Below are 19,910 nucleotides of genomic sequence, written 5' to 3' on the forward strand. Positions count from 1 at the left end.
TTGTTATAGCATTCAATTCTGTGAAGAATAGGGGAAAAGAAATTTGATACTAAAAATCGCCTTTTTCGCCAACGCGTCCCCACGGGGAAGGAAGCACACTCACCATGTTCACTATCGACAAGTCGCACAAGCTCGACGATGTCTGCTATGACATCCGCGGCCCGGTGCATAAAGAAGCTCGCCGTCTCGAAGACGAAGGCCACCGCATCATCAAGCTCAACATCGGCAACCCGGCCCCGTTCGGCTTCGATGCGCCGGAAGAGATCATCAAGGACGTGATCCTCAACATGCCGCTGAGCCAGGGCTACTGCGACTCCAAGGGGCTCTTCTCGGCCCGCAAGGCGGTGATGCAGTATTACCAGCAGAAAGGGATGCGCAAGGTCGACATCGACGACATCTACATCGGCAATGGCGCCAGCGAGCTCATCGTGATGGCCATGCAGGCGCTGCTCAACAACGGCGACGAGATGCTGGTGCCCTCCCCCGACTATCCGCTCTGGACCGCCGCCGTCACCCTCTCCGGTGGCCATGCGGTGCACTATCGCTGCGACGAAGGGGCCGACTGGTATCCGGATCTGGACGACATCCGTGCCCGCATCACACCGCGCACCCGCGGCCTGGTGCTGATCAACCCCAACAACCCGACCGGCGCCGTCTACGGCAGCGAGTTCCTGCTGGAGGTGATCGAGATAGCCCGCCAGCACAACCTCATCATCTTCGCCGACGAGATCTACGACAAGATCCTCTACGACGACATCTCCCACACCAGCGTCTGCACCCTGTGCGACGATGTGATGGTGGTGACCTTCAACGGCCTCTCAAAGGCCTACCGCGCCTGCGGCTTCCGCCAGGGCTGGATGGTCATCACCGGGCCCAAGGGACGCGCCAAGGGGTACATCGAGGGGCTGGAGATGCTGGCCTCCATGCGACTGTGTGCCAACGTGCCGATGCAGCACGCCATCCAGACTGCGCTGGGCGGTTACCAGAGCATCAACGAGCTGATCCTGCCGGGCGGCCGCCTGCGCAAGCAGCGGGACAAGGCATGGGAGCTCTTGAACGAGATCCCCGGCGTCTCCTGCGTCAAGCCCAAGGGGGCGCTCTACATGTTCCCGCGCCTGGATCCCAAGGTGTACGACATTCGCGACGACCAGAAGATGGTGTTCGACCTGTTGCAGCAAGAGAAACTGCTGCTGGTGCAGGGCACAGGCTTCAACTGGCCGGCGCCGGATCACTTCCGGCTGGTGTTCCTGCCCCGTGAAGAGGAGCTGGAAGAGGCCATAGGTCGTCTCGCCCGCTTCCTCAAGGGCTACAAACAGTAAGCACGGCTCATGAAAAAGGCTCCCTCGGGAGCCTTTTTGCTGTCTGTCGTTTGGTACTTAAGCCATCAGCCGTGCAACAGGGTTCCAGCCACCAGCACAGCCATGGTGATGAGGGCCACCCCGACGATGAAGGGCAGCACCCAGCGCACGAAGCGGTCGTAAGGGATCCTGGCCAGCGCCAGCCCCGCCACCAGATGGGCGGCGGTGGGAGCGAACAGGTTGATCCAGCCGGAGGCGGATTGATAGGCGGTGATCACCAGATCCCGGGAGATGCCGGAGAAGTCCGCCAGTGGCCCCATCAGCGGCATGGAAACGGTCGCCAGCCCCGAGGTGGAGGGAATAAAAAAGCTCAGGATGATGTGCACCAGATAGGCCATCAGGATGAAGACCGACGAGGAGAGGCCGGTCACCAGCCCCTCGGCCCAGTGCAAGATGGTGTCTATGATGACGCCATGCTCCATCACCACATAGATGCCGCGCGCCACCGCCACCACCAGCGCCACGCCGATGAGATCCCGCGCCCCGCTCAGGAAGGTCGCTACGTAGTTGGACTCCGGCATCCGGTTGATCAGCGCGATCAGGATGGAGGCGCTGAAGAACAGGGTGGAGAGCTCGTCAAACCACCAGCCCAGGGTTGGCAGAAAATCGATACCCAGATCAGACCAGGGCACCACCGCATAGATCATCAGCAGGAAGGTGCCGAAGAACACCAGCATGGTTAGCTTCTGCTTGCCAGTGAAGGCCGAGTCGCTGCGCTTCATCTGGGAGAACTCGTCGTCATAGGCGATGTCCGCCAGCACGGAGCGGGACTTGTCCTGCTGCACCTGCTTGGCATAACGCATCACGAACCAGGAGGCGAAGATCACCAGCAGCAGCCACTGGATGACCCGCAGACCTATCCCCTCGCCGATGGGAATGCCGGCAAAACCGGAGGCGATGCCGGTGGCAAAGGGGTTGACGGTGGAGGCGAGCACACCGACGCCGGAGCCGAGCAGGATGATCCCCGCCGCCACCATGCGATCGAAGCCCGCTGCCATCATGACAGGCACGATCAGCGCCCAGAAGGCCACCGTCTCCTCCGCCATGCCGAAGGTGGAGCCTCCGAGGGCAAACAGGGCGATCAACACGGGAATAAGCAGCCTCTCGCGGCCGGCGAAGGCGCGCACTATGGCCCCGACCCCGGCATCGAGTGCCCCGCTGTGCATGGTCACCGCCAGAAAGCCGCCTATGATGAGCACGAACAGCGCCACGTCAGCCGCCTTGTGGAAGCCCTGGATGGGGGCCTTGAGCACCTCGAACACCCCCTGCGGGTGGGAGGGCAGCTCGGTGTAGCTGCCGGGCACAGGCAGCAATCGCTCATCGCCGCTGTAGTCGGCCACGGCCGCCGCCGCGACAGGCTGCTGGGTCTTGGCCGTCACATAGTTGTATTTGCCCGCCGGCAGCACCCAGGTGAGAGCAGCCATCAGGGCGATGATGATGAAAAGCAGGGTATAGACAGTGGGGAGTTGGCGCTTCTTGGGCGCCTCGTTTGGAGTGGTCATAGCTTCCGTTCCTCGGCAATGCCGTCTGTGATCCGATCAGCGCAAGACTAGCGGGTTTGATATGGGAAAAAGGTGATCGCGGATAATAAAATTCCGCAACTTGGCGGAGTTTTTGATAAAAAAACAGGGCCCCGCGGGGCCCTGTTTTCACTTGAGTCAGGATCAGAGCTCGACCACGTCGAATTTCACGTCCGGGTTCACATCCGCCTCGTAATCCACCTCAGCCAGACCGAAACCGAACAGGCGCAGGAACTCCTGCTTGTAGCCGGTGTAGTCGGTCAACTCGGAGAGGTTCTCGGTAGTGATGGAAGGCCAGAGATCGCGGCAGGTCTGCTGCACGTCTTCACGCAGTTCCCAGTCGTCCATGCGGATGCGGGCCTGCTCGTCCAGCGCCAGCTCCTCGCCATAGAGGCGGGTGCGCATCATACGATAGACCTGCTCCATGCAACCTTCGTGAATCCCCTTCTCCTTCATGATCTTGAAGGCCATGGAGATGTAGAGCGGCATCACAGGAATGGCAGAAGAGGCCTGGGTCACCACGGATTTGAGCACGGCCACGTGAGCGGTGCCGCCCTTGGCAGCCAAATCGCCACGGATGGCGGTGGCGGCGCGGTCCAGATCTTCCTTGGCGCGGCCCAGGGTGCCATGCCAGTAGATGGGCCAGGTCAGGTCGGTGCCGATATAGGAGTAAGCCACGGACTTGGCGCCGTCAGCCAGCACGCCCGCATCACGCAGGGCAGCCATCCACAGTTCCCAATCCTGGCCGCCCATGACGGTGATGGTGTTCTGGATCTCTTCCTCGTTCGCCGGCTCGACGGTGGCGGTGATGATCTGATCCTTGTTGGTATCGATGGCGGTGGTGGTGTAGGTCTCGCCGATGGGTTTCAGGACAGAGCGCACCACTTCACCTGTCTCCGGCATCTTACGTACCGGCGAGGCCAGGGAGTAGACCACCAGATCGATCTGGCCCAGATCGGCCTTGATGAGCTCGATGACCTTGGCGCGGCACTCGTTGGAGAAGGCATCGCCGTTGACGCTTTTCGCATACAGACCCGCCTCTTTGGCAGCCTTGTCGAAGGCGGCGGAGTTGTACCAGCCCGCAGTCGCCGTCTTGGTTTCGCTGCCGGCTTTCTCGAAGAAGACGCCTATGGTGGCAGCGCCGCTACCGAAGGCAGTGGCAATCCGGGAAGCCAGACCATAACCGGTGGAAGCGCCGATCACCAGCACCCGCTTGGGGCCATTGGCAATCATGCCCTGCTCCTGGGTGTAAGCGATCTGGCGACGAACATTGGCCTCACAGCCAACCGGGTGAGTGGTGGTGCAGATAAAGCCGCGAACCTTGGGTTTGATAATCATATGGGGGTCTCGGATCCGTTAAATGGATGAAATCGGGGCATAAGATACCTCATCTTGCCGCCCTAGGGTGCTCTGATGTGTTGAACTGCGGGGAAAACGAACAGATTCACGGTATCCGCACCGCCAAAACCGGGCCGGCGCCAGGGGAATGACGGTTGGAAAAGCCTGGGCATGAAGCAGGTGCCAGCCGCACACCCGAGTCTGGTCCCCCAGGGGGCAGCCAGAATAAATAAAATAAAAACAGACAATTACCCCCATATCTTCGCGATTGGCCAAATATTCTGTACTAGTATTCAGCCGGTCGACTATTGCCACGAGAAGTCTCACAAGGGTCTCAAAGAGGAGTTCCACCATGTTTTGGAAACGTGCAAACGACAATGAGAAACATGAGCAAGAGGCTGCACTGGCGGAACTGGGCGCCTTCGAGCATGCCATTCAGTCCCGGGTGCCCTATATCCAGTTCACGCCGCAGGGCGTGGTGTAGCCCGCCGCGAAAAATGAAAAATCTTTCTGCCTAAAACGAAAAACTGTGCCCTTGGTACTTTTATCAAACTTGGTGGCACAGGAACCGCCGAGTTTGATAAGCCCGTTAAACCAGCATTAAACCTCTATCTCATAGATCGGTAAGTCCAGCCTCTCCATACGCCACGGTGAAAAGATCTGGCTGGAGGCCACCTACAACCCCATCTTCAACCACGAAGGCAAGGTGATCAAAATCATCAAGCTGGCGAGCGACATCACTGAACGGGTCGAGAAATCCATCTCGGTGCGCGAGGCGGCACAAAAGGCCTGCGCCATCGCAGGTGAAACCGTGTCGAGCGCCGCCAAGGGACGCGAGGTGATCGACAAGGTGCTGGAGACCTCGTCCCACATCAACAGCTCGGTCAACGAGGTGACCCGGCAGATTGAAAATCTCAATCTGCAGTCGAAGAACATAGAGTCCATCATCTCCACCATCAGTGGCATAGCGGATCAGACCAATCTGCTGGCGCTCAATGCCGCCATAGAGGCAGCCCGGGCCGGCGAGCAGGGGCGCGGCTTTGCCGTGGTGGCGGACGAAGTACGGCAACTGGCCGCCAGAACCTCCACCTCCACGGGGGAAATCGTCTCCGTCATCAAGCTCAACTCCGACATCACCTCCAGGATCACCCAGACCGTCTCCGTGGTCTCCGACAAGGCGATGGCGGGACAGGAGCAGGCCAGCATCATAGCCACCGTCATCAAGGAGATCATCGAAGACGCCAACTCGGTCTCCGACACCGTCAAGGGCCTCTCCATCTGACTCGGAGTGAAGGGGCGCACCAAGGAAACAAGCGACGGCCCAGTCCGTCGCTTGTTTCATTCTGCCGATGTGAAAGCGCGGCCAGCCTTGCAGCCTGCCGTGATGTGAAGGAAATAAATGCGAGGAGCAAAAAGGAGTGGCAGCGGAGATGGCGGGCAGGAAGCTGGCGTCATCAAGATTGCGCTAAGCACGGGCATAGCCCGGCCATCAGGCCTCGCCCATATAGCGGCGAGCCTCCTCATCGGCCAGTACCAGGGCCGTTTCCCACAGCTCGGCGATCAAGAGTCCTTCCTCTCCCACGGCCGCTTCCTCCAAAGCCTCCAGCGCCCTGGCATCAGCCAGGGTAAAGGGATTGTGCACCAGCAGGGCCTGCGCCCTGGTCAATAACATCATGCCGTTCATCTGTGAGCTCCCGGATCCTGCCTGACCTGTCTGTGCAGACTGTAGCCGATAAGCCGCTCGGCGCCAGCCATGCTGCCAGCGTAGTGCAGGACAGATCAGCTGTCGGCGATGACAGGCGCGCGAACCTTGCGCCGCGCGGGCAGTTGTCCCACCACTATGCCGAGCAGCACGGCGCAACAGGCGAGCCACTGCAGCGACGTCAGGGTTTCCCCCAACAGCAGATAAGCCAGCAACAGGGTAAAGACAGGAATGAGGTTCACATAGGCCGCCGCCAGCGTCACCTTGACCTGGGTCACCGACCAGTTGTAGAGCAAATAGGCCCCGAGCGTCACGAAAGCACCGAGGAAGGCGATGACCGCCATGTCTTGCCAGGCCCAGGCCGTCGGCCAGGGTTCGCTGACGGCGAAGGGGGCAAAGAAGAGGGTGCCGACGAAGGCCTGCAGGGCGGTCAGGGTGAGCACGCTGTAGCGACTGGAGAGCTTCTTGAATACCACCGAATAGGTGGCGGCGCACAGCATGGCCGCCATCTCCAGGCTGTTGCCGAGCAGGGCGTTGGGGGCAAACTCGTCCACCCCGCTGCCCAGCCCCAACAGGGCTATGCCGAAGATGGCGATGGCAAACCCGAGCAACTGGCGGCGACTCACCCGCTCCCTGAGCAGCACAAAAGCCACCAGCGCCACGATGAGCGGCAACAAGGCGCAGACCATGCCCGCCTGGCCGGCACTGGTGTAGCGCAGAGCATTCACCTCCAGCAGGAAATAGAGGCAGGGCTCCAGTCCCCCCATCAGCGCCAGCCAGCGCCAGTCTCCCTTTTGATAGCAAAAATTGCCCAGGTAGCGGTAGCAGAGCAGCCAGCAGAGCGCGGCCACGCTCATGCGCATGAAGAGCACCTGGCCGAAGCCCCAGATCCCCAGCACGTGCTTGAGCGCGATGAAGGAGCTGGACCAGAGCAGCATCGCCAGGGTGAGGGTAAAGATAGGTAAAGGGCGCACATTTCCTCCATGAAATTGGCCATTTGAATAATAACCATGCGGCCTTGCGGTTGTTTAAAGGCACCTAAAATCAGATAATACTGCCGCCCTCAAACCGGATAACCAACCTTCAATGACTGAGTACCTGCTTTTATTGGTCGGCACAGTGCTGATTAACAACTTCGTGCTGGTGAAGTTTCTCGGCCTGTGCCCCTTCATGGGCGTCTCTGGCAAGCTGGAGACCGCCATCGGCATGGGGCTGGCCACCACCTTCGTGATGACGCTGGCCAGCGCCTGTTCCTATCTGATGGAACACTATATCCTGATCCCGTTGAACATCGCCTACCTGCGCACGCTCGCCTTCATTCTTGTGATCGCCGTCGTGGTTCAGTTCACCGAGATGGTTATCCGCAAGAGCAGCCCGACCCTCTATCGCCTGCTGGGCATCTTCCTGCCGCTCATCACCACCAACTGTGCCGTGCTGGGGGTGGCGCTGCTGAGCATCAACGAGCGCCACAACTTCATCCAGAGCATCATTTATGGCTTCGGGGCTGCCTGTGGCTTCTCGCTGGTGCTGATCCTGTTTGCCGCCATGCGTGAGCGCCTGGTGGCGGCCGACGTCCCCACTCCGTTTCGCGGCGTCTCCATCGCCATGATCACCGCCGGCCTGATGTCGCTGGCCTTTATGGGCTTTACCGGCCTCATCAAGATATAGCGCTATGACTCACATACTCTTTGCCGTTCTGGTGTTGGCTTTGCTGGCCCTGGCCTTCGGCATCATTCTGGGCTTTGCCGCCGTCAAGTTTCATGTGGAAGCCGATCCCATCGTCGATCAGCTCGATGCCCTGCTGCCGCAGACCCAGTGCGGCCAATGCGGCTACCCGGGCTGCAAGCCTTATGCCGAAGCCCTGGCCAACGGCGATCAGATCAACAAGTGCGTGCCCGGTGGCGACGCCACCATGCGCAAGATTGCCGACCTCATGGGGGTAGAACCCCAGCCGCTGGGCGGTGGTGAAGCCGCCGTCCCGGTAAAGAGAGTCGCCTTCATCCATGAAGATCAATGCATTGGCTGCACCAAGTGCATCCAGGCCTGTCCGGTCGATGCCATCGTCGGTGCCACCAAGGCGATGCACACCGTGATCAAAGACGAGTGCACCGGCTGCGATCTCTGTGTCGATCCCTGCCCAACCGACTGTATCGAAATGATCCCTGTGCCGACCACGGTCGACAACTGGAAGTGGGATCTGGCCAGCGTCGCCATTCCGGTCAAGATAGTGGAGTAACCATGCAGTCCTTACTCGAACGCATCAAAGCCGGCACCCTGTGGGATTTTCACGGCGGCATTCACCCTCCCGAGAACAAAGATCAATCCAGCCTCACCCCTGTGGTAGACGCGGGCCTGCCGCCCCAGCTCATCATACCGGTGCGCCAGCACGCGGGCCCGGCCGGCGATCTGCTGGTGCAGGTCGGCGACAAGGTCAAGAAGGGTCAGCCGCTGACCCGCTACGACAAGGGTCGCATAGTGCCGGTGCACGCCTCCACCTCGGGTACCATCACCGCCATCGGCCACCACACGGTGGCCCACCCCTCCGGCCTCGATGATCTCTGCATTACCCTCACCCCGGATGGGGAAGATGCCTGGGGTGAGCGCCTGGGCCGCAGCGACTACTGGAACCTGGAGCGGGGCGAGCTGCTGGAACGCATCCAGCAGGCGGGCATCGCGGGCCTCGGCGGCGCCGTGTTCCCGACCCACAGCAAGCTGGACGGTCGCGGTCAGTTGACCGAGATCCTGATCGTCAACGGACTGGAGTGCGAGCCCTACATCAGCACCGATGACCGGCTGATGCAGGAGTATGCCGACGAGATCATGGACGGCATCCGGGTGCTCAAGCATCTGCTCAAGCCCAAGCTGACCCTGATCGGGGTGGAAGACAACAAGCCGGCCGCCATCGGCGAGCTGACCCGTCACGCCACAGACGAAGACGTGCTGGTCAAGACGGTGCCGACCAAGTACCCCTCGGGCGGCGCCAAGCAGACCATAGAGCTGCTCACCGGCCGTCAGGTCCCCAAGGGAGGCCGCGCCGTGGACATGGGCATCATGGTGCTCAACGTGGCCACAGTGTTTGCCATCAAGCGCGCCATCATAGACGGCGAGCCGCTCATCTCCCGCATTGTCACCCTCACCGGCGACGCCTTCAAGAAACCGGGCAACGCCTGGGTACTGCTGGGCACCCCGGTGCGCTGGTTGTTGCAGCGTTTCGAGCTGCAGCCCGAGGCGGATCAGCGGGTGATAATGGGCGGCCCCATGATGGGCTTCACCCTGCCCCATGCCATGGTGCCCGTGGTCAAGGCCACCAACTGCCTGCTCTCCCCCACCCGGGCCGAGCTGCCGCCCCCCGGCCCGGAACAGGCCTGCATTCGCTGCAGCGCCTGCGCCGACGCCTGCCCGGCCAACCTGCTGCCCCAGGAGCTCTACTGGTACAGCCGGGCCAAGGAGTACGACAAGGCCGAAGGGTTCAACCTGTTCGATTGCATCGAGTGCGGTGCCTGCGCCTGGGTCTGCCCGAGCGAGATCCCCCTGGTGCAGTACTACAAGATTGCCAAGGATGACATCCGCGAGGCCCGCGCCGAGGCCGAGAAGGCCGAGCGTGCCAAGCAGCGTTTCGAGGCCAAGCAGGCCCGCTTCGAGCGGGAAAAAGCGGCCCGCGAGGCTCGCCACGCCGAAGCAGCGGCCCAGCGCCGCCAGGCCATGACGGCCGCCGGTGGCGAAGATCCGGTCGCCGCCGCCCTGGCCCGCATCAAGGCCAAGCAGGACGCTGCGCCGGTCGGCGCCAGCGAACTCGCGCCGGACAACAGCGCCATGATTGCCGCCCGCGAGGCGCGCAAGCAGGAGGCCATCGCCCGCCGCGCCGCCAAGACGGCCGGTAGCGATGAGCAAGCCGATATTGCACCCACATCCGCGGCACAGGATCCGAAAAAAGCGGCCATCGCTGCTGCCTTGGCCCGAGCCAAGGCCAAGAAGGCGGCGCAAACCGCCCCTGACGAAGCAGCGGCTGACACATCAGCCGCAGCGGCGGCACCTGTGACGGAAGCGACGCCCAGCGCCGAGGCCGATCCCAAAAAGGCAGCCATTGCCGCCGCCATCGCCCGTGCCAAGGCCAAAAAGGCGGCGCACGCGGCGGATGACAAGGTCGCCGAGCCCGAGACTACCGCAGTCGAAGCAGAGCCGACCGTCGGATCCGCCCCGGCTGCCGCCGAGGTCGACCCCAAAAAGGCGGCCATTGCCGCCGCCATCGCCCGTGCCAAGGCCAAAAAGGCGGCGCACGCGGCAGATGACAAGGTCGCCGAGCCCGAGACTACCGCTGTCGAAGCCGAGCCGGCCGTTGGATCCGCCCCGGCTGCCGCCGAGGTCGACCCCAAAAAGGCAGCCATTGCCGCCGCCATTGCCCGGGCCAAAGCCAAAAAGGCAGCGCAAGCAACAGCGGATGGAAACATCGCCGAACCTGACGCCGGTGTCGTCGCTGACGCGGATGCCCGGCAGAGCACAGAACCGGTACAAGTCGTTGCCGACGCCGACCCCAAGAAAGCAGCCATTGCCGCCGCCGTGGCCCGTGCCAAGGCCCGGAAACTGGCGGCCGAGGCGGCTGCCCTGGCTTCCCCTTCTCCATCGACTGACAAGAGCCACTGATCCATGTTCAATATCGCGAGTGCGCCGTTTGCCCATAACCGCAAACAGACCCAGACCCTGATGTTGCTGGTGATCCTGGCATGTCTGCCCGGTTTTCTGGCGCAGACCTGGTTCTTCGGCTGGGGCACCCTGATCCAGATCCTGCTGGCGCTGGTGACGGCGCTGGGGGCGGAAGCCTTGGTACTCAAGTTGCGCCACCGCCCCATCAAACCCGCCCTGATGGATGGCAGCGCGGCGCTGACCGCCGTGCTGATCGGCCTCTCCCTGCCGCCCCTGCTGCCCTGGTGGATGCTGGTACTCGGCACCGCCTTTGCCATCATCATCGCCAAGCACCTCTACGGCGGGCTGGGCCAGAACCTGTTCAACCCGGCCATGGTGGCCTATGTGCTGCTGCTGGTCTCCTTCCCGGTACAGATGACCAGCTGGCTGCCGCCGTCGAGCATAGCCGCCTATGACATCGGCTTTGGCGATGCGGCGTCCGTCATCTTCACCGGCTTCAGCCTGGACGGCTACAGCATGGCGCAGCTCAAGCAGGGGGTGGATGGCCTCACCATGGCCACCCCACTCGACACCCTGAAAACAGGGCTGACCCAGGGCCTCACCGCCGGCGAGGTGATGACCCACGCCGTGTTCGAGGGCTGGGGCGGCATAGGCTGGAGCTGGGTCAACCTCGGCTACCTGCTGGGCGGCCTGTTCCTGCTGCAACAGAAGGTGATCAACTGGCGCATTCCGGGAGCCATCCTGGGCGCCTTGCTGCTGGCGGCCACCCTGGGTTATCTGATGACGCCGGATGCCACCGCCACCCCCATGTTCCACCTGTTCAGCGGCGCCACCATGCTGGGGGCCTTCTTCATCGCCACCGATCCGGTGAGTGCCAGCACCACACCCCGTGGCCGTCTGGTCTATGGCGTACTGATCGGCGTGCTGGTCTACCTCATCCGCCGCTTTGGCGGCTACCCGGATGCCTTCGCCTTCGCCGTGCTGCTGGCCAACTTGTGTGTACCGCTGATCGACAGCCTGACACGTCCCAAGGTCTATGGAGCACGCCGCAAATGACCCCGGCGCACACCTCACTCTCAGGAAAGATTCAATGTTAAAGAGCATGCGCAAGAACGGCGTCACCCTGGCGCTGTTTGCCCTGGCCTGCACCGCCGTCGTGGTGCTGACCAATGAGCTGACCCGCGACAGGATCGCCCATCAGCAGCAGCTGGAGAAGCTGCGCACCCTCTCGGCCCTGTTGCCGGAGGGGAGCTATGACAATGATCTGGTGGCCAGCTGCAAGCTGGTGCAGAGCAAGACCTATCTGGGCAGCGATCAGGCCATGCCGCTCTACACCGCGACCCTGCAGGGCGAGACCACAGGCTATGCGCTGGAAACCGTGGCCCCCGACGGCTACAGTGGGGCCATCCGCCTCATCGTCGGCACAGATGCCAAGGGCAACGTCAGTGCGGTGCGGGTGCTGGCCCACAATGAGACACCGGGCCTGGGTGACAAGATAGAGTTGAAGAAATCGAGCTGGATCAACAGTTTTGTCGGCAAGTTCCTCAACCGCGACAACGAGGCCAACTGGGCGGTGAAGAAGGACGGTGGTGAATTCGATGCCTTCACCGGCGCCACCATCACACCCCGCGCCGTGGTCAAGGCGGTGAAGAACCTGCTGCTGTTGCAGCAGGAACACCCTGAATTGCTGCGGGATGCCCCCTCCTGTGACGCCACCCCATAACGCCGGAGCACAAGCCATGGAACAAGTTGATGTGATTGACGGCCAGAGCCTCGCCAACGAAGGCAATGGCCGCCGCGAAGAGCTCAAGGAGCTGATGCTGCAGGGGCTGTGGAAGAACAACCCCTCCCTGGTACAGGTGCTGGGGCTCTGCCCCACCCTGGCGGTCTCCTCCACCTTCACCAATGCGCTGGGGCTGGGATTGGCCACCATGGTGGTACTGGTCAGCTCCAACCTCGCCATCTCCCTGGTGCGCAACCTGGTGCCCAAGGATATCCGCATCCCGGTCTACGTGATGATCATCGCCGCCCTGGTGACCAGCGTGCAGCTTCTGATGAACGCCTACACCTATGGCCTCTATCAGGCGCTCGGCATCTTCATCGCCCTGATCGTCACCAACTGCGTCATCATAGGCCGGGCCGAGGCCTATGCCTCCAAGAACCCGCCTCTGCTGGCGGCCCTCGACGGCTTCATGATGGGGCTGGGCTTCACTCTGGTGCTGCTGGTGCTGGGGGGGCTGCGGGAGATCATCGGCATGGGCACCCTGTTCGACGGCGCCGACCTGCTGCTGGGAGACTGGGCCAAGTCCTTGCGCATCGAGCTGTTCCACGCCGACGCCAGCCTGCTGCTGGCGATCCTGCCTCCCGGCGGCTTCATCGGTCTGGGCCTGATGATCGCCGGCAAGAACGCCATCAACGACCGGCTGGGCCGCAAGCAGGCCGCCGAGAAGGCCCACTGCGCCGTGCCGGCGGCGGGTGCCCGCGCGACCCAGCTCTGAGACAAGAGGGAGCCATGAACAACCAGAAACGCAGGCAGATCCTGGAGCGGCTGCGGGACGACAATCCCCACCCGACCACAGAGCTCAACTTCAAGACACCGTTCGAGCTGCTGATCGCCGTGCTGTTGTCGGCCCAGGCCACAGACGTGAGCGTCAACAAGGCCACCGACAAGCTCTATCCGGTGGCCAACACGCCCCAGGCCATGCTGGCGCTCGGGGTGGACGGGGTGAAGCAGTACATCAAGACCATAGGCCTGTTCAACACCAAGGCCGAGAACGTCATCAAGACCTGCGCCATCCTGCTGGAGCGCCACGGTGGCGAGGTGCCGGAGAACCGCGAGGCACTGGAAGCCCTGCCCGGCGTCGGTCGCAAGACCGCCAACGTGGTGCTCAACACCGCCTTCGGCTGGCCTACCATAGCCGTCGATACCCACATCTTTCGGGTGTCGAATCGCACCGGCTTCGCGGTGGGCAAGAACGTGGATCAGGTGGAAGAGAAACTGCTGAAGGTGGTGCCCGCCGAGTTCAAGCTGGACGTGCACCACTGGTTGATCCTGCATGGACGCTACACCTGTCTGGCTCGCAAACCCCGCTGTGGTTCCTGTATCATCGAGGACCTTTGCGAGTACAAAGAGAAGATCTACCCGGAGAGCTAGGCAACCATTGCCTCCTCCTGCCTGATTACAGAATCGTGAATACCAAGGGGAGAATTAAGCCATGAGAATTCTGCACACCATGCTGCGCGTCGGCGATCTGCAACGCTCCATCGACTTCTACACCCGGGTGCTGGGGATGAAGCTGCTGCGCAAGAGCGAGAACAGCGAATACAAGTACACCCTGGCCTTCGTCGGTTACGGCGACGAGAAGGATGAGGCCGTCATCGAGCTCACCTACAACTGGGGCGTGAGCGAGTATGCGCTGGGATCGGCCTACGGCCACATCGCGCTGGAAGCGGACGACATCTATGGCACCTGCGATGCGCTGCGTGCCGCCGGCGCCAAGATCACCCGCGAGCCGGGCCCGGTCAAGGGTGGCAAGACGGTCATCGCCTTCGTGGAAGATCCGGATGGTTACAAGATTGAACTGATCGCCAAGAAAGATGCAGGCACAGGCCTGGGTGACAGCTTCTAAGGCATGGTCAGGACAAGATCCCCATAAAAAAAGAGCGCCAAGGCGCTCTTTTTCATTGAATGATAACCGACCATCAGATGGCGCCATTACGGCCCATGTTGATCACCACACGCCGGTTCCTGGCGCGGCCATCTTCGGTTTCGTTGGAGGCGACGTGCTGCTTCTCACCATGCCCCTCGACCGAGACCTTGCCGGGTTCAATACCCAGATCCACGAACACCTTCTTGATGGCATCGGCCCGTTTCTCGGAGAGTTTCTGGTTCGGCCAGCGACCACCATAGCTGTCGCTGTAGGCGTCGATCACCACCACATCGATACTCTTGTCGACCTTCACATACTCACCGATCATCGCCAGCCGCCGTTTGGAAGCGAGCGACAGCTGGTCGCTGTTCTTGTCATAGGTGAGCACGCTGAAGGCGATGTCGTTGAAGCTGTATGGCAGCAGGCCGTTCAGGCAATCCACGAAAGCCTGATACTTGACCCGGAAGTTGACCGAGGAGAGCGACACCCGCACCGGCCGGTTCTGGCGATACCAGTCGCGGTACTGGAAGGTCGGCATGCGCCCCCCCTCCAGCTCGTCCAGCATGGTCCAGGCGGTCTGTCCCTCCACCAGGCCATCGAACTGCTGATAGAAACGCAGCTGGCTCACTTCCCGTCCGGCGATGCCGGGGCGCCAGACTGGTGGCATGATCCCCAGACTGACCGTCTGGGTCTGGGCCTGCTGGCGCAGCCCCTTGAGTTCAAAATCCAGATTGATCTTGCGGCCGGCCCGGCTGACGAAGGCCCCCGTACCCCAGTTGGGAATAGGGTGTTCGAGGCGACACTCCACTTGCGTGTCCGAGGTCAGGCGCCAGACGGATTGATCCAGGCCGGCACCAAACTCGGTGACGCCCGCCTGTAACTGCATACTCACGGATATGCTGACCAACCCTAACATCCAAGCGTTCAACTGCCTGCCCTCCACACGATCTCACGTTAGGTATCGGCAAGGGCAGGACAAGCTTTAGGGCAAACCACTCAGTGGGGTGCAGGACGCTCCATCAGCTTGAAACTGGCGATGCGGCCCGCCAGCTCGCGAGCCAGCAGATCCAGCTCGGCGCTGTTCTGCTGCAAGGTTTCCGAGTGCAGGCGATGGGCCTCGTACACCTCGCGTATGGTCATCACGTTGTGCTGTATGTCGTCGGTGACGTAGCGCTGCTCCTCGGTGGCCGTCGCCACCTGGGCCGTCATGTCGCTCACCTTGCGCACCTCGTTGACTATGTCGGTCAGCTCACTGCCCGCCCGCTTGGCCTCGGTCACACTCAGGCCCGCCTGCTCTGTGCCCAGGTGCATGGCGGTGACCGCCTGATTGGCGCCCTGGCGCAAACGGACCAGCATACGCGCTATGTCATCCGCCGCCTGCTGGGTGCGCGACGCCAGCGCCCTCACCTCTTCGGCCACCACCGCAAAACCGCGGCCTGACTCACCGGCACGGGCCGCTTCGATGGCGGCGTTGAGGGCCAGCAAATTGGTGCGATCCGAGATCTGCTTGATGAGGTTGAGCGCCTCGCCGACCGACTCGGTATCCTGATGCAGGCTGTCCACCAGTTGCTGGGTATCGATCAGGGTGCCCGCCACCTGCTGGATGGCGTCTATGGTCTGATCCACCTCTTTATCACCCTGACGGGCCCGGCCTATGGCCTGCTGGGTCGCCAGCGAGGTCTGGGTCGCGTTGCGCGCAATCTCGGCCACGGTGGAAGCCATCTCGGTGGCGGCCGTCGCCACCAGATCCACCTGACCAAAGCCCCTGACCACGCCGGCGTTAACCTCGGCTATCACGTCTGCCGACGCGGCGGCGCTGCGGGCCAGCACCTCGCAGGAGCAGCGCACCGCCAGCAGCAGCCCCTCGAGATGTGCGAGGAAATGGTTCAGATCCCGTGCCAGCGCGCCCAGCTCGTCACCGGATTGCCAGTTGACTCGCACCGTCAGGTCATTCTCCTGCACCAGCCGCTTGAAGGTCTGGTGCAGGGCCATGAAGCCCAGATGCAGATCCCGTACCACCCGCCAGCAGACGAAGGTGGTCAGCGCCACGCACAGCAAGACACCGATGGCCGCCCACCAGAAGTCGCTGGCACTTTGGGCCCGCATCTGGCTGACCCGCTCGGACAGCTGCTGATAGAGGCGATCCTCACTCTCCTTGAGCAGGCCAATCTTGTCGGTGCTCAAGGCAAACCAGGCTTCGGCATCGACCCCGAAGCCCCCGGTGGCCGCCTTGTCCAGCGCCAGTTTTTCCATGGCGGCCACCTTGGCCACCACGGGAGAGGCCAGGCTGTCGGCCAGCAGCTGACGCTGTGACGGGCTCGCCACCGCCTGGAAGCGCTCGAGATAGGTATTCTGGGCCGCCAGCAGGGAGATGAATTGCTGCAACAGCGCGGGGGTGAAGCCGTCACGACCGAACACATTGCTCAGAGTCGCCCGCTCCAGTCCCATGCGCTCCTTGCTCTGCAAGAAGGCGGCATAGGCATTGGTCTGCAGCGCTATGTCGGCATCCTGGCTGTTGAGGCTGACCTGATCCACCACGGCCAGCAGCTGACTGATGAGACGGCTGTAGAAGCTGACCTGCTCCGCCACCTCGACCCCCAGCGCACTGACCCGTTCACGCATGGCGACAAGCCCGGTCAGCGCCTGTTGCACCTCTCCCAGCGCCAGCAGGGCGGGCTCCTCGTGGAAACGTGCCAGCAGGGTATCGACCAGCTTGCACTGGGCGGGCAGAGCGTCGCGGAACTTGTTGCCGCCGGAGCCCAAAAAGCCCGCCGACATGCCGCGCTCCTTTTGCAATTCGTGGGCCAGTTGCGCCGCCTCTCGCACCACCTCGAGCGCGGCCTGCGCCTGCGCCATCTCCTGCTCGACCCGATAACGCTCATACACGTATCGGCCGGAGAAAAACAGCAAGGCCAGCAGCGGCAGGCAGACCACCAGCAACATCTTGTGCGCCAATCCCAGCTTATTCATCGTCGCTCCCCATTCCATTGTTGAAGTGGTCAATTATAAGCCCGAGTGTCGATAATAGAATCAGACACCTGTCTCATGGCTGCGGATGAGGGACAAGGGCCGGCTTTTTTGCCATAATGCCGCCTCATTTCACGCCGACCGAGATACCATGACCGACGCTGTTCACACCCTCAAGGGCCGTTTTCGTGGCTTTTACCCCGTCGTCATCGATGTTGAAACCGCCGGGTTCAATGCCAGAACCGACGCCTTGCTGGAAATCGCCGCCTATACCCTCAAGATGGATGAGGATGGCTGGCTTCTGCCCGACCAGATCTTTCATTTTCACGTCGAGCCATTCGAAGGCGCCAACCTGGAGAAGGCGGCGCTGGAGTTCACCGGCATAGACCCCTTCAATCCGCTGCGCGGTGCCGTCAGCGAGAGAGAAGCGCTGACCGAGATCTTCAAGGGCATTCGCAAGGGGATGAAGGAGCACGACTGCGGCCGCGCCATCATAGTGGCCCACAACGCCACCTTCGATCACGGCTTCGTGATGGCCGCCGCCGAGCGCGCTGGCCTCAAGCGCAATCCGTTCCATCCGTTTGCCACCTTCGATACCGCAGCCCTCTCCGGCCTGGCACTGGGACAAACCGTGCTGGCCAAGGCGTGTCAGAGCGCCCGCATCCCGTTTGACAATAAAGAGGCGCACTCCGCCCTGTATGACACAGAACGCACTACCGAGCTGTTCTGTCATATCGTCAACCGCTGGAAGAGCCTGGGTGGCTGGCCACCGGCCCATCCGGACCATGCCCCCGCCGCCGACGCGAGCGAATAACCGGTTTGAGCAATGAGCAAGAAGGCTGCCCTGGCAGCCTTCTTCTATTGGGTTGGCAGTATCAAGCTGGTTTGACCAGAATGGCGAAATCAGGCCCATACAAGGCCGTTTTTCACCCCCACGCCCGTCTTGCTCCCTCAGCCCAGCCGGGAATGCTGCCAACTGGCGTTTTACCTGATTTTTTACTCGACATTTGTCACGTTTTTCGCAAACTAACGGCCTTTCACACGACAGACAGCAACACAATCTATAAGGAAATCAAATGAATCCTGTTGTTATCGCAGTTGCGCTGATGCTGGTGCTCAGCCTGCTGCGGATCAATGTGGTGGTCTCCCTCTCCATCGGCGCCATCGTCGGCGGCCTGATCGGCGGACTCTCACTGCAGGAGACCCTCAGCACCTTTACCGGTGGTCTGGGTGGTGGCGCCGAAATCGCCCTCTCCTATGCCATGCTGGGGGCCTTTGCGGTCGCCATCTCCCGCTCCGGGATCACCGACCTGCTGGCCCGCAAGGTGATCAGCCAGTTGGGCAAGGATGCCAGCAGCTCTCGCATTCTTTGGGTCAAGAGCCTGCTGCTCACCTCGGTACTGGCGGTCTCCATCTCCTCCCAGAACCTGATCCCGGTGCACATCGCCTTCATTCCCATCCTGATCCCGCCGCTGCTGCACGTCATGGCCCAGATGCAGATCGACCGCCGTCAGGTGGCCTGCGTCATCACCTTCGGCCTGACCGCGACCTATATGCTGTTGCCGGTCGGTTTTGGCGGCATCTTCCTCAACAACATCCTGGCCAAGAACCTGATCGACAACGGCGTGCCGGTCGAGCACGGCCAGTTGCCGCTGGCGATGGCCATTCCTGTGCTGGGCATGTTCGTCGGTCTCTTGATCGCTGTCTTCATCAGCTACCGCAAGCCGCGCCAATATGATCTGGAAAAAATCCTGGCCGCCGAGCCGGAAGCGGTGGAGCTCAACCTCAACCACATCTGGGTGGCCCTGCTGGCCATAGGCGTGGCCCTGGGGCTGCAGCTGATGACCAACAGCATAGTGCTGGGGGCGCTGGCCGGTTTCGTCATCTTCACCTGCGGCGGCGTCATCAAGTTTCGCGAGAGCCAGGACGCCTTCACCCAGGGCGTGCGCATGATGTCTCTCATCGGTTTCATCATGATTTCCGCCGCCGGCTTCGCCGCCGTGATGAAGGCCACCCACGGGGTGGAGAGCCTGGTGCAGTCCGTCTCCGCGGTGATCGGGGACCAGAGGGGCCTCGCCGCCTTCCTGATGCTGCTGGTCGGCCTCTTGATCACCATGGGGATAGGCTCCTCCTTCTCCACAGTGCCCATCATAGCCACTATCTATGTGCCGCTGTGCATCCACCTCGGCTTCTCGCCCATGGCCACCATAGCCCTGGTGGGCGCGGCTGGTGCGCTGGGGGATGCGGGCTCCCCCGCCTCCGACTCGACGCTCGGCCCCACCTCCGGCCTCAACGCCGACGGCCAGCACGACCACATCTGGGACAGCGTGGTGCCCACCTTCATCCACTACAACATACCGCTCATCATCTTCGGCTGGATTGCCGCCATGGTGCTCTGAGCCCCCGGACAAGATAGATGCAGACACGCAAAAGGCGACCTCAGGGTCGCCTTTTCGTTGTCCGTCATGTGCAACCCGTCCTCCAGCCAGGGTTTGACACGGGTGTCCTGCTGGCAGGTACTCGCTTGGCTCTGGATAACCACCATATGCTCCGGCCTAGATGTCACAGCCGCCTGCTGGCTTGTCCCAGGTGTTACAGACTGGAGGACAGAGGCAGAGGCAGAGGCAGAGGCAGAGGCAGAGGCAGAGGCAGAGGCAGAGGCAGAGGCAGAGGCAGAGGCAGAGGCAGAGGCAGAGGCAGAGGCAGAGGCAGAGGCAGAGGCAGAGGCAGAGGC

19 protein-coding genes and 1 pseudogene are annotated in these 19,910 nt (G+C 62.0%); 14 read left to right on the plus strand and 6 right to left on the minus strand.

Annotated elements, in window-relative coordinates; all coding sequences use genetic code 11:
• Positions 1 to 104 precede the first annotated feature (104 nt).
• Entirely contained in the window at positions 105 to 1,319 is a 1,215-nt protein-coding gene (locus tag AACQ95_RS03825; protein ID WP_005314784.1) for a pyridoxal phosphate-dependent aminotransferase, read from the plus strand.
• Positions 1,320 to 1,384: 65 nt separating this feature from the next.
• Here the strand turns inward: AACQ95_RS03825 and AACQ95_RS03830 are convergent, their stop codons facing one another.
• Together AACQ95_RS03830 and fabV are read right to left on the minus strand one after the other, a co-directional pair.
• Positions 1,385 to 2,860 (minus strand): YfcC family protein, encoded by a 1,476-nt coding sequence (locus AACQ95_RS03830; protein WP_241280648.1) that lies wholly within the window; start codon positions 2,858 to 2,860, stop codon positions 1,385 to 1,387.
• A 162-nt stretch (positions 2,861 to 3,022) separates the two neighbouring features.
• On the minus strand, positions 3,023 to 4,216 hold the full coding sequence (gene fabV, locus AACQ95_RS03835) for an enoyl-ACP reductase FabV (RefSeq protein WP_241280650.1): 1,194 nt from the start codon (positions 4,214 to 4,216) through the stop codon (positions 3,023 to 3,025).
• Positions 4,217 to 4,568: 352 nt separating this feature from the next.
• Between fabV and AACQ95_RS03840 the strand changes: the two genes are divergently transcribed.
• Positions 4,569 to 4,700 carry a hypothetical protein gene (locus AACQ95_RS03840; protein ID WP_277604548.1) on the plus strand — a complete coding sequence of 44 codons (132 nt, stop codon included), beginning with the start codon at positions 4,569 to 4,571 and terminating at the stop codon, positions 4,698 to 4,700.
• 162 nt (positions 4,701 to 4,862) lie between these two features.
• Positions 4,863 to 5,498 (plus strand): annotated as a pseudogene (locus AACQ95_RS03845) (methyl-accepting chemotaxis protein); the annotation flags it as partial.
• 207 nt (positions 5,499 to 5,705) lie between these two features.
• On the opposite strand, the gene AACQ95_RS03850 reads toward AACQ95_RS03845, so the two are convergent.
• Together AACQ95_RS03850 and AACQ95_RS03855 are read right to left on the minus strand one after the other, a co-directional pair.
• A complete protein-coding gene (locus AACQ95_RS03850) occupies positions 5,706 to 5,900 on the minus strand; it encodes a hypothetical protein (RefSeq protein ID WP_241280651.1) in 195 nt (64 codons plus the stop codon).
• Between the two features lie 95 nt (positions 5,901 to 5,995).
• A complete protein-coding gene (locus tag AACQ95_RS03855; protein ID WP_241280652.1) occupies positions 5,996 to 6,892 on the minus strand; it encodes a DMT family transporter in 897 nt (298 codons plus the stop codon).
• Between the two features lie 112 nt (positions 6,893 to 7,004).
• On the opposite strand from AACQ95_RS03855, the gene rsxA reads away from it, so the two are divergent.
• The 8 genes from rsxA to gloA all read left to right on the plus strand — a co-directional run bounded on the left by rsxA (position 7,005) and on the right by gloA (position 14,188).
• Complete coding sequence (gene rsxA / locus AACQ95_RS03860) at positions 7,005 to 7,586, plus strand: electron transport complex subunit RsxA (RefSeq protein ID WP_042869638.1); 582 nt, start codon at positions 7,005 to 7,007, stop codon at positions 7,584 to 7,586.
• A gap of 4 nt (positions 7,587 to 7,590) precedes the next feature.
• The gene (gene rsxB, locus AACQ95_RS03865; protein WP_043141265.1) at positions 7,591 to 8,154 is read left to right on the plus strand and encodes an electron transport complex subunit RsxB; all 564 of its coding nucleotides are present in this window, start codon (positions 7,591 to 7,593) and stop codon (positions 8,152 to 8,154) included.
• A 2-nt stretch (positions 8,155 to 8,156) separates the two neighbouring features.
• Entirely contained in the window at positions 8,157 to 10,559 is a 2,403-nt protein-coding gene (rsxC, locus tag AACQ95_RS03870; protein ID WP_241280653.1) for an electron transport complex subunit RsxC, read from the plus strand.
• Positions 10,560 to 10,562: 3 nt separating this feature from the next.
• Positions 10,563 to 11,615 (plus strand): electron transport complex subunit RsxD, encoded by a 1,053-nt coding sequence (gene rsxD, locus AACQ95_RS03875; RefSeq protein WP_043556435.1) that lies wholly within the window; start codon positions 10,563 to 10,565, stop codon positions 11,613 to 11,615.
• A 34-nt stretch (positions 11,616 to 11,649) separates the two neighbouring features.
• Positions 11,650 to 12,282: an electron transport complex subunit RsxG gene (gene rsxG, locus AACQ95_RS03880; RefSeq protein ID WP_241280654.1), complete on the plus strand. Its 633-nt coding sequence runs from the start codon at positions 11,650 to 11,652 to the stop codon at positions 12,280 to 12,282.
• Positions 12,283 to 12,298: 16 nt separating this feature from the next.
• Positions 12,299 to 13,057, plus strand: a complete 759-nt coding sequence (locus AACQ95_RS03885; protein ID WP_172955321.1) for an electron transport complex subunit E — start codon at positions 12,299 to 12,301, stop codon at positions 13,055 to 13,057.
• Positions 13,058 to 13,071: 14 nt separating this feature from the next.
• Complete coding sequence (nth, locus tag AACQ95_RS03890; RefSeq protein ID WP_241280655.1) at positions 13,072 to 13,713, plus strand: endonuclease III; 642 nt, start codon at positions 13,072 to 13,074, stop codon at positions 13,711 to 13,713.
• Between the two features lie 61 nt (positions 13,714 to 13,774).
• Positions 13,775 to 14,188 carry a lactoylglutathione lyase gene (gloA, locus tag AACQ95_RS03895; RefSeq protein WP_241280656.1) on the plus strand — a complete coding sequence of 138 codons (414 nt, stop codon included), beginning with the start codon at positions 13,775 to 13,777 and terminating at the stop codon, positions 14,186 to 14,188.
• Positions 14,189 to 14,261: 73 nt separating this feature from the next.
• Here the strand turns inward: gloA and AACQ95_RS03900 are convergent, their stop codons facing one another.
• The gene (locus tag AACQ95_RS03900) at positions 14,262 to 15,137 is read right to left on the minus strand and encodes a flagellar protein MotY (RefSeq protein ID WP_043141282.1); all 876 of its coding nucleotides are present in this window, start codon (positions 15,135 to 15,137) and stop codon (positions 14,262 to 14,264) included.
• A 68-nt stretch (positions 15,138 to 15,205) separates the two neighbouring features.
• Entirely contained in the window at positions 15,206 to 17,179 is a 1,974-nt protein-coding gene (locus tag AACQ95_RS03905; protein WP_241280657.1) for a methyl-accepting chemotaxis protein, read from the minus strand.
• A gap of 148 nt (positions 17,180 to 17,327) precedes the next feature.
• Between AACQ95_RS03905 and rnt the strand changes: the two genes are divergently transcribed.
• The 3 genes from rnt to AACQ95_RS03920 form a co-directional block, all read left to right on the plus strand.
• Positions 17,328 to 17,990 (plus strand): ribonuclease T, encoded by a 663-nt coding sequence (rnt, locus tag AACQ95_RS03910; protein ID WP_241280659.1) that lies wholly within the window; start codon positions 17,328 to 17,330, stop codon positions 17,988 to 17,990.
• 262 nt (positions 17,991 to 18,252) lie between these two features.
• Positions 18,253 to 19,575 (plus strand): Na+/H+ antiporter family protein, encoded by a 1,323-nt coding sequence (locus AACQ95_RS03915; RefSeq protein ID WP_241280660.1) that lies wholly within the window; start codon positions 18,253 to 18,255, stop codon positions 19,573 to 19,575.
• Positions 19,576 to 19,677: 102 nt separating this feature from the next.
• Positions 19,678 to 19,910, plus strand: a 233-nt coding sequence (locus AACQ95_RS03920) for a hypothetical protein (protein ID WP_241280662.1), incomplete at its 3' end; no start/stop codon positions are given.

Source organism: Aeromonas sp. MR19 (assembly GCF_963899305.1).
Taxonomy (GTDB): Bacteria; Pseudomonadota; Gammaproteobacteria; order Enterobacterales; family Aeromonadaceae; genus Aeromonas; species Aeromonas bestiarum.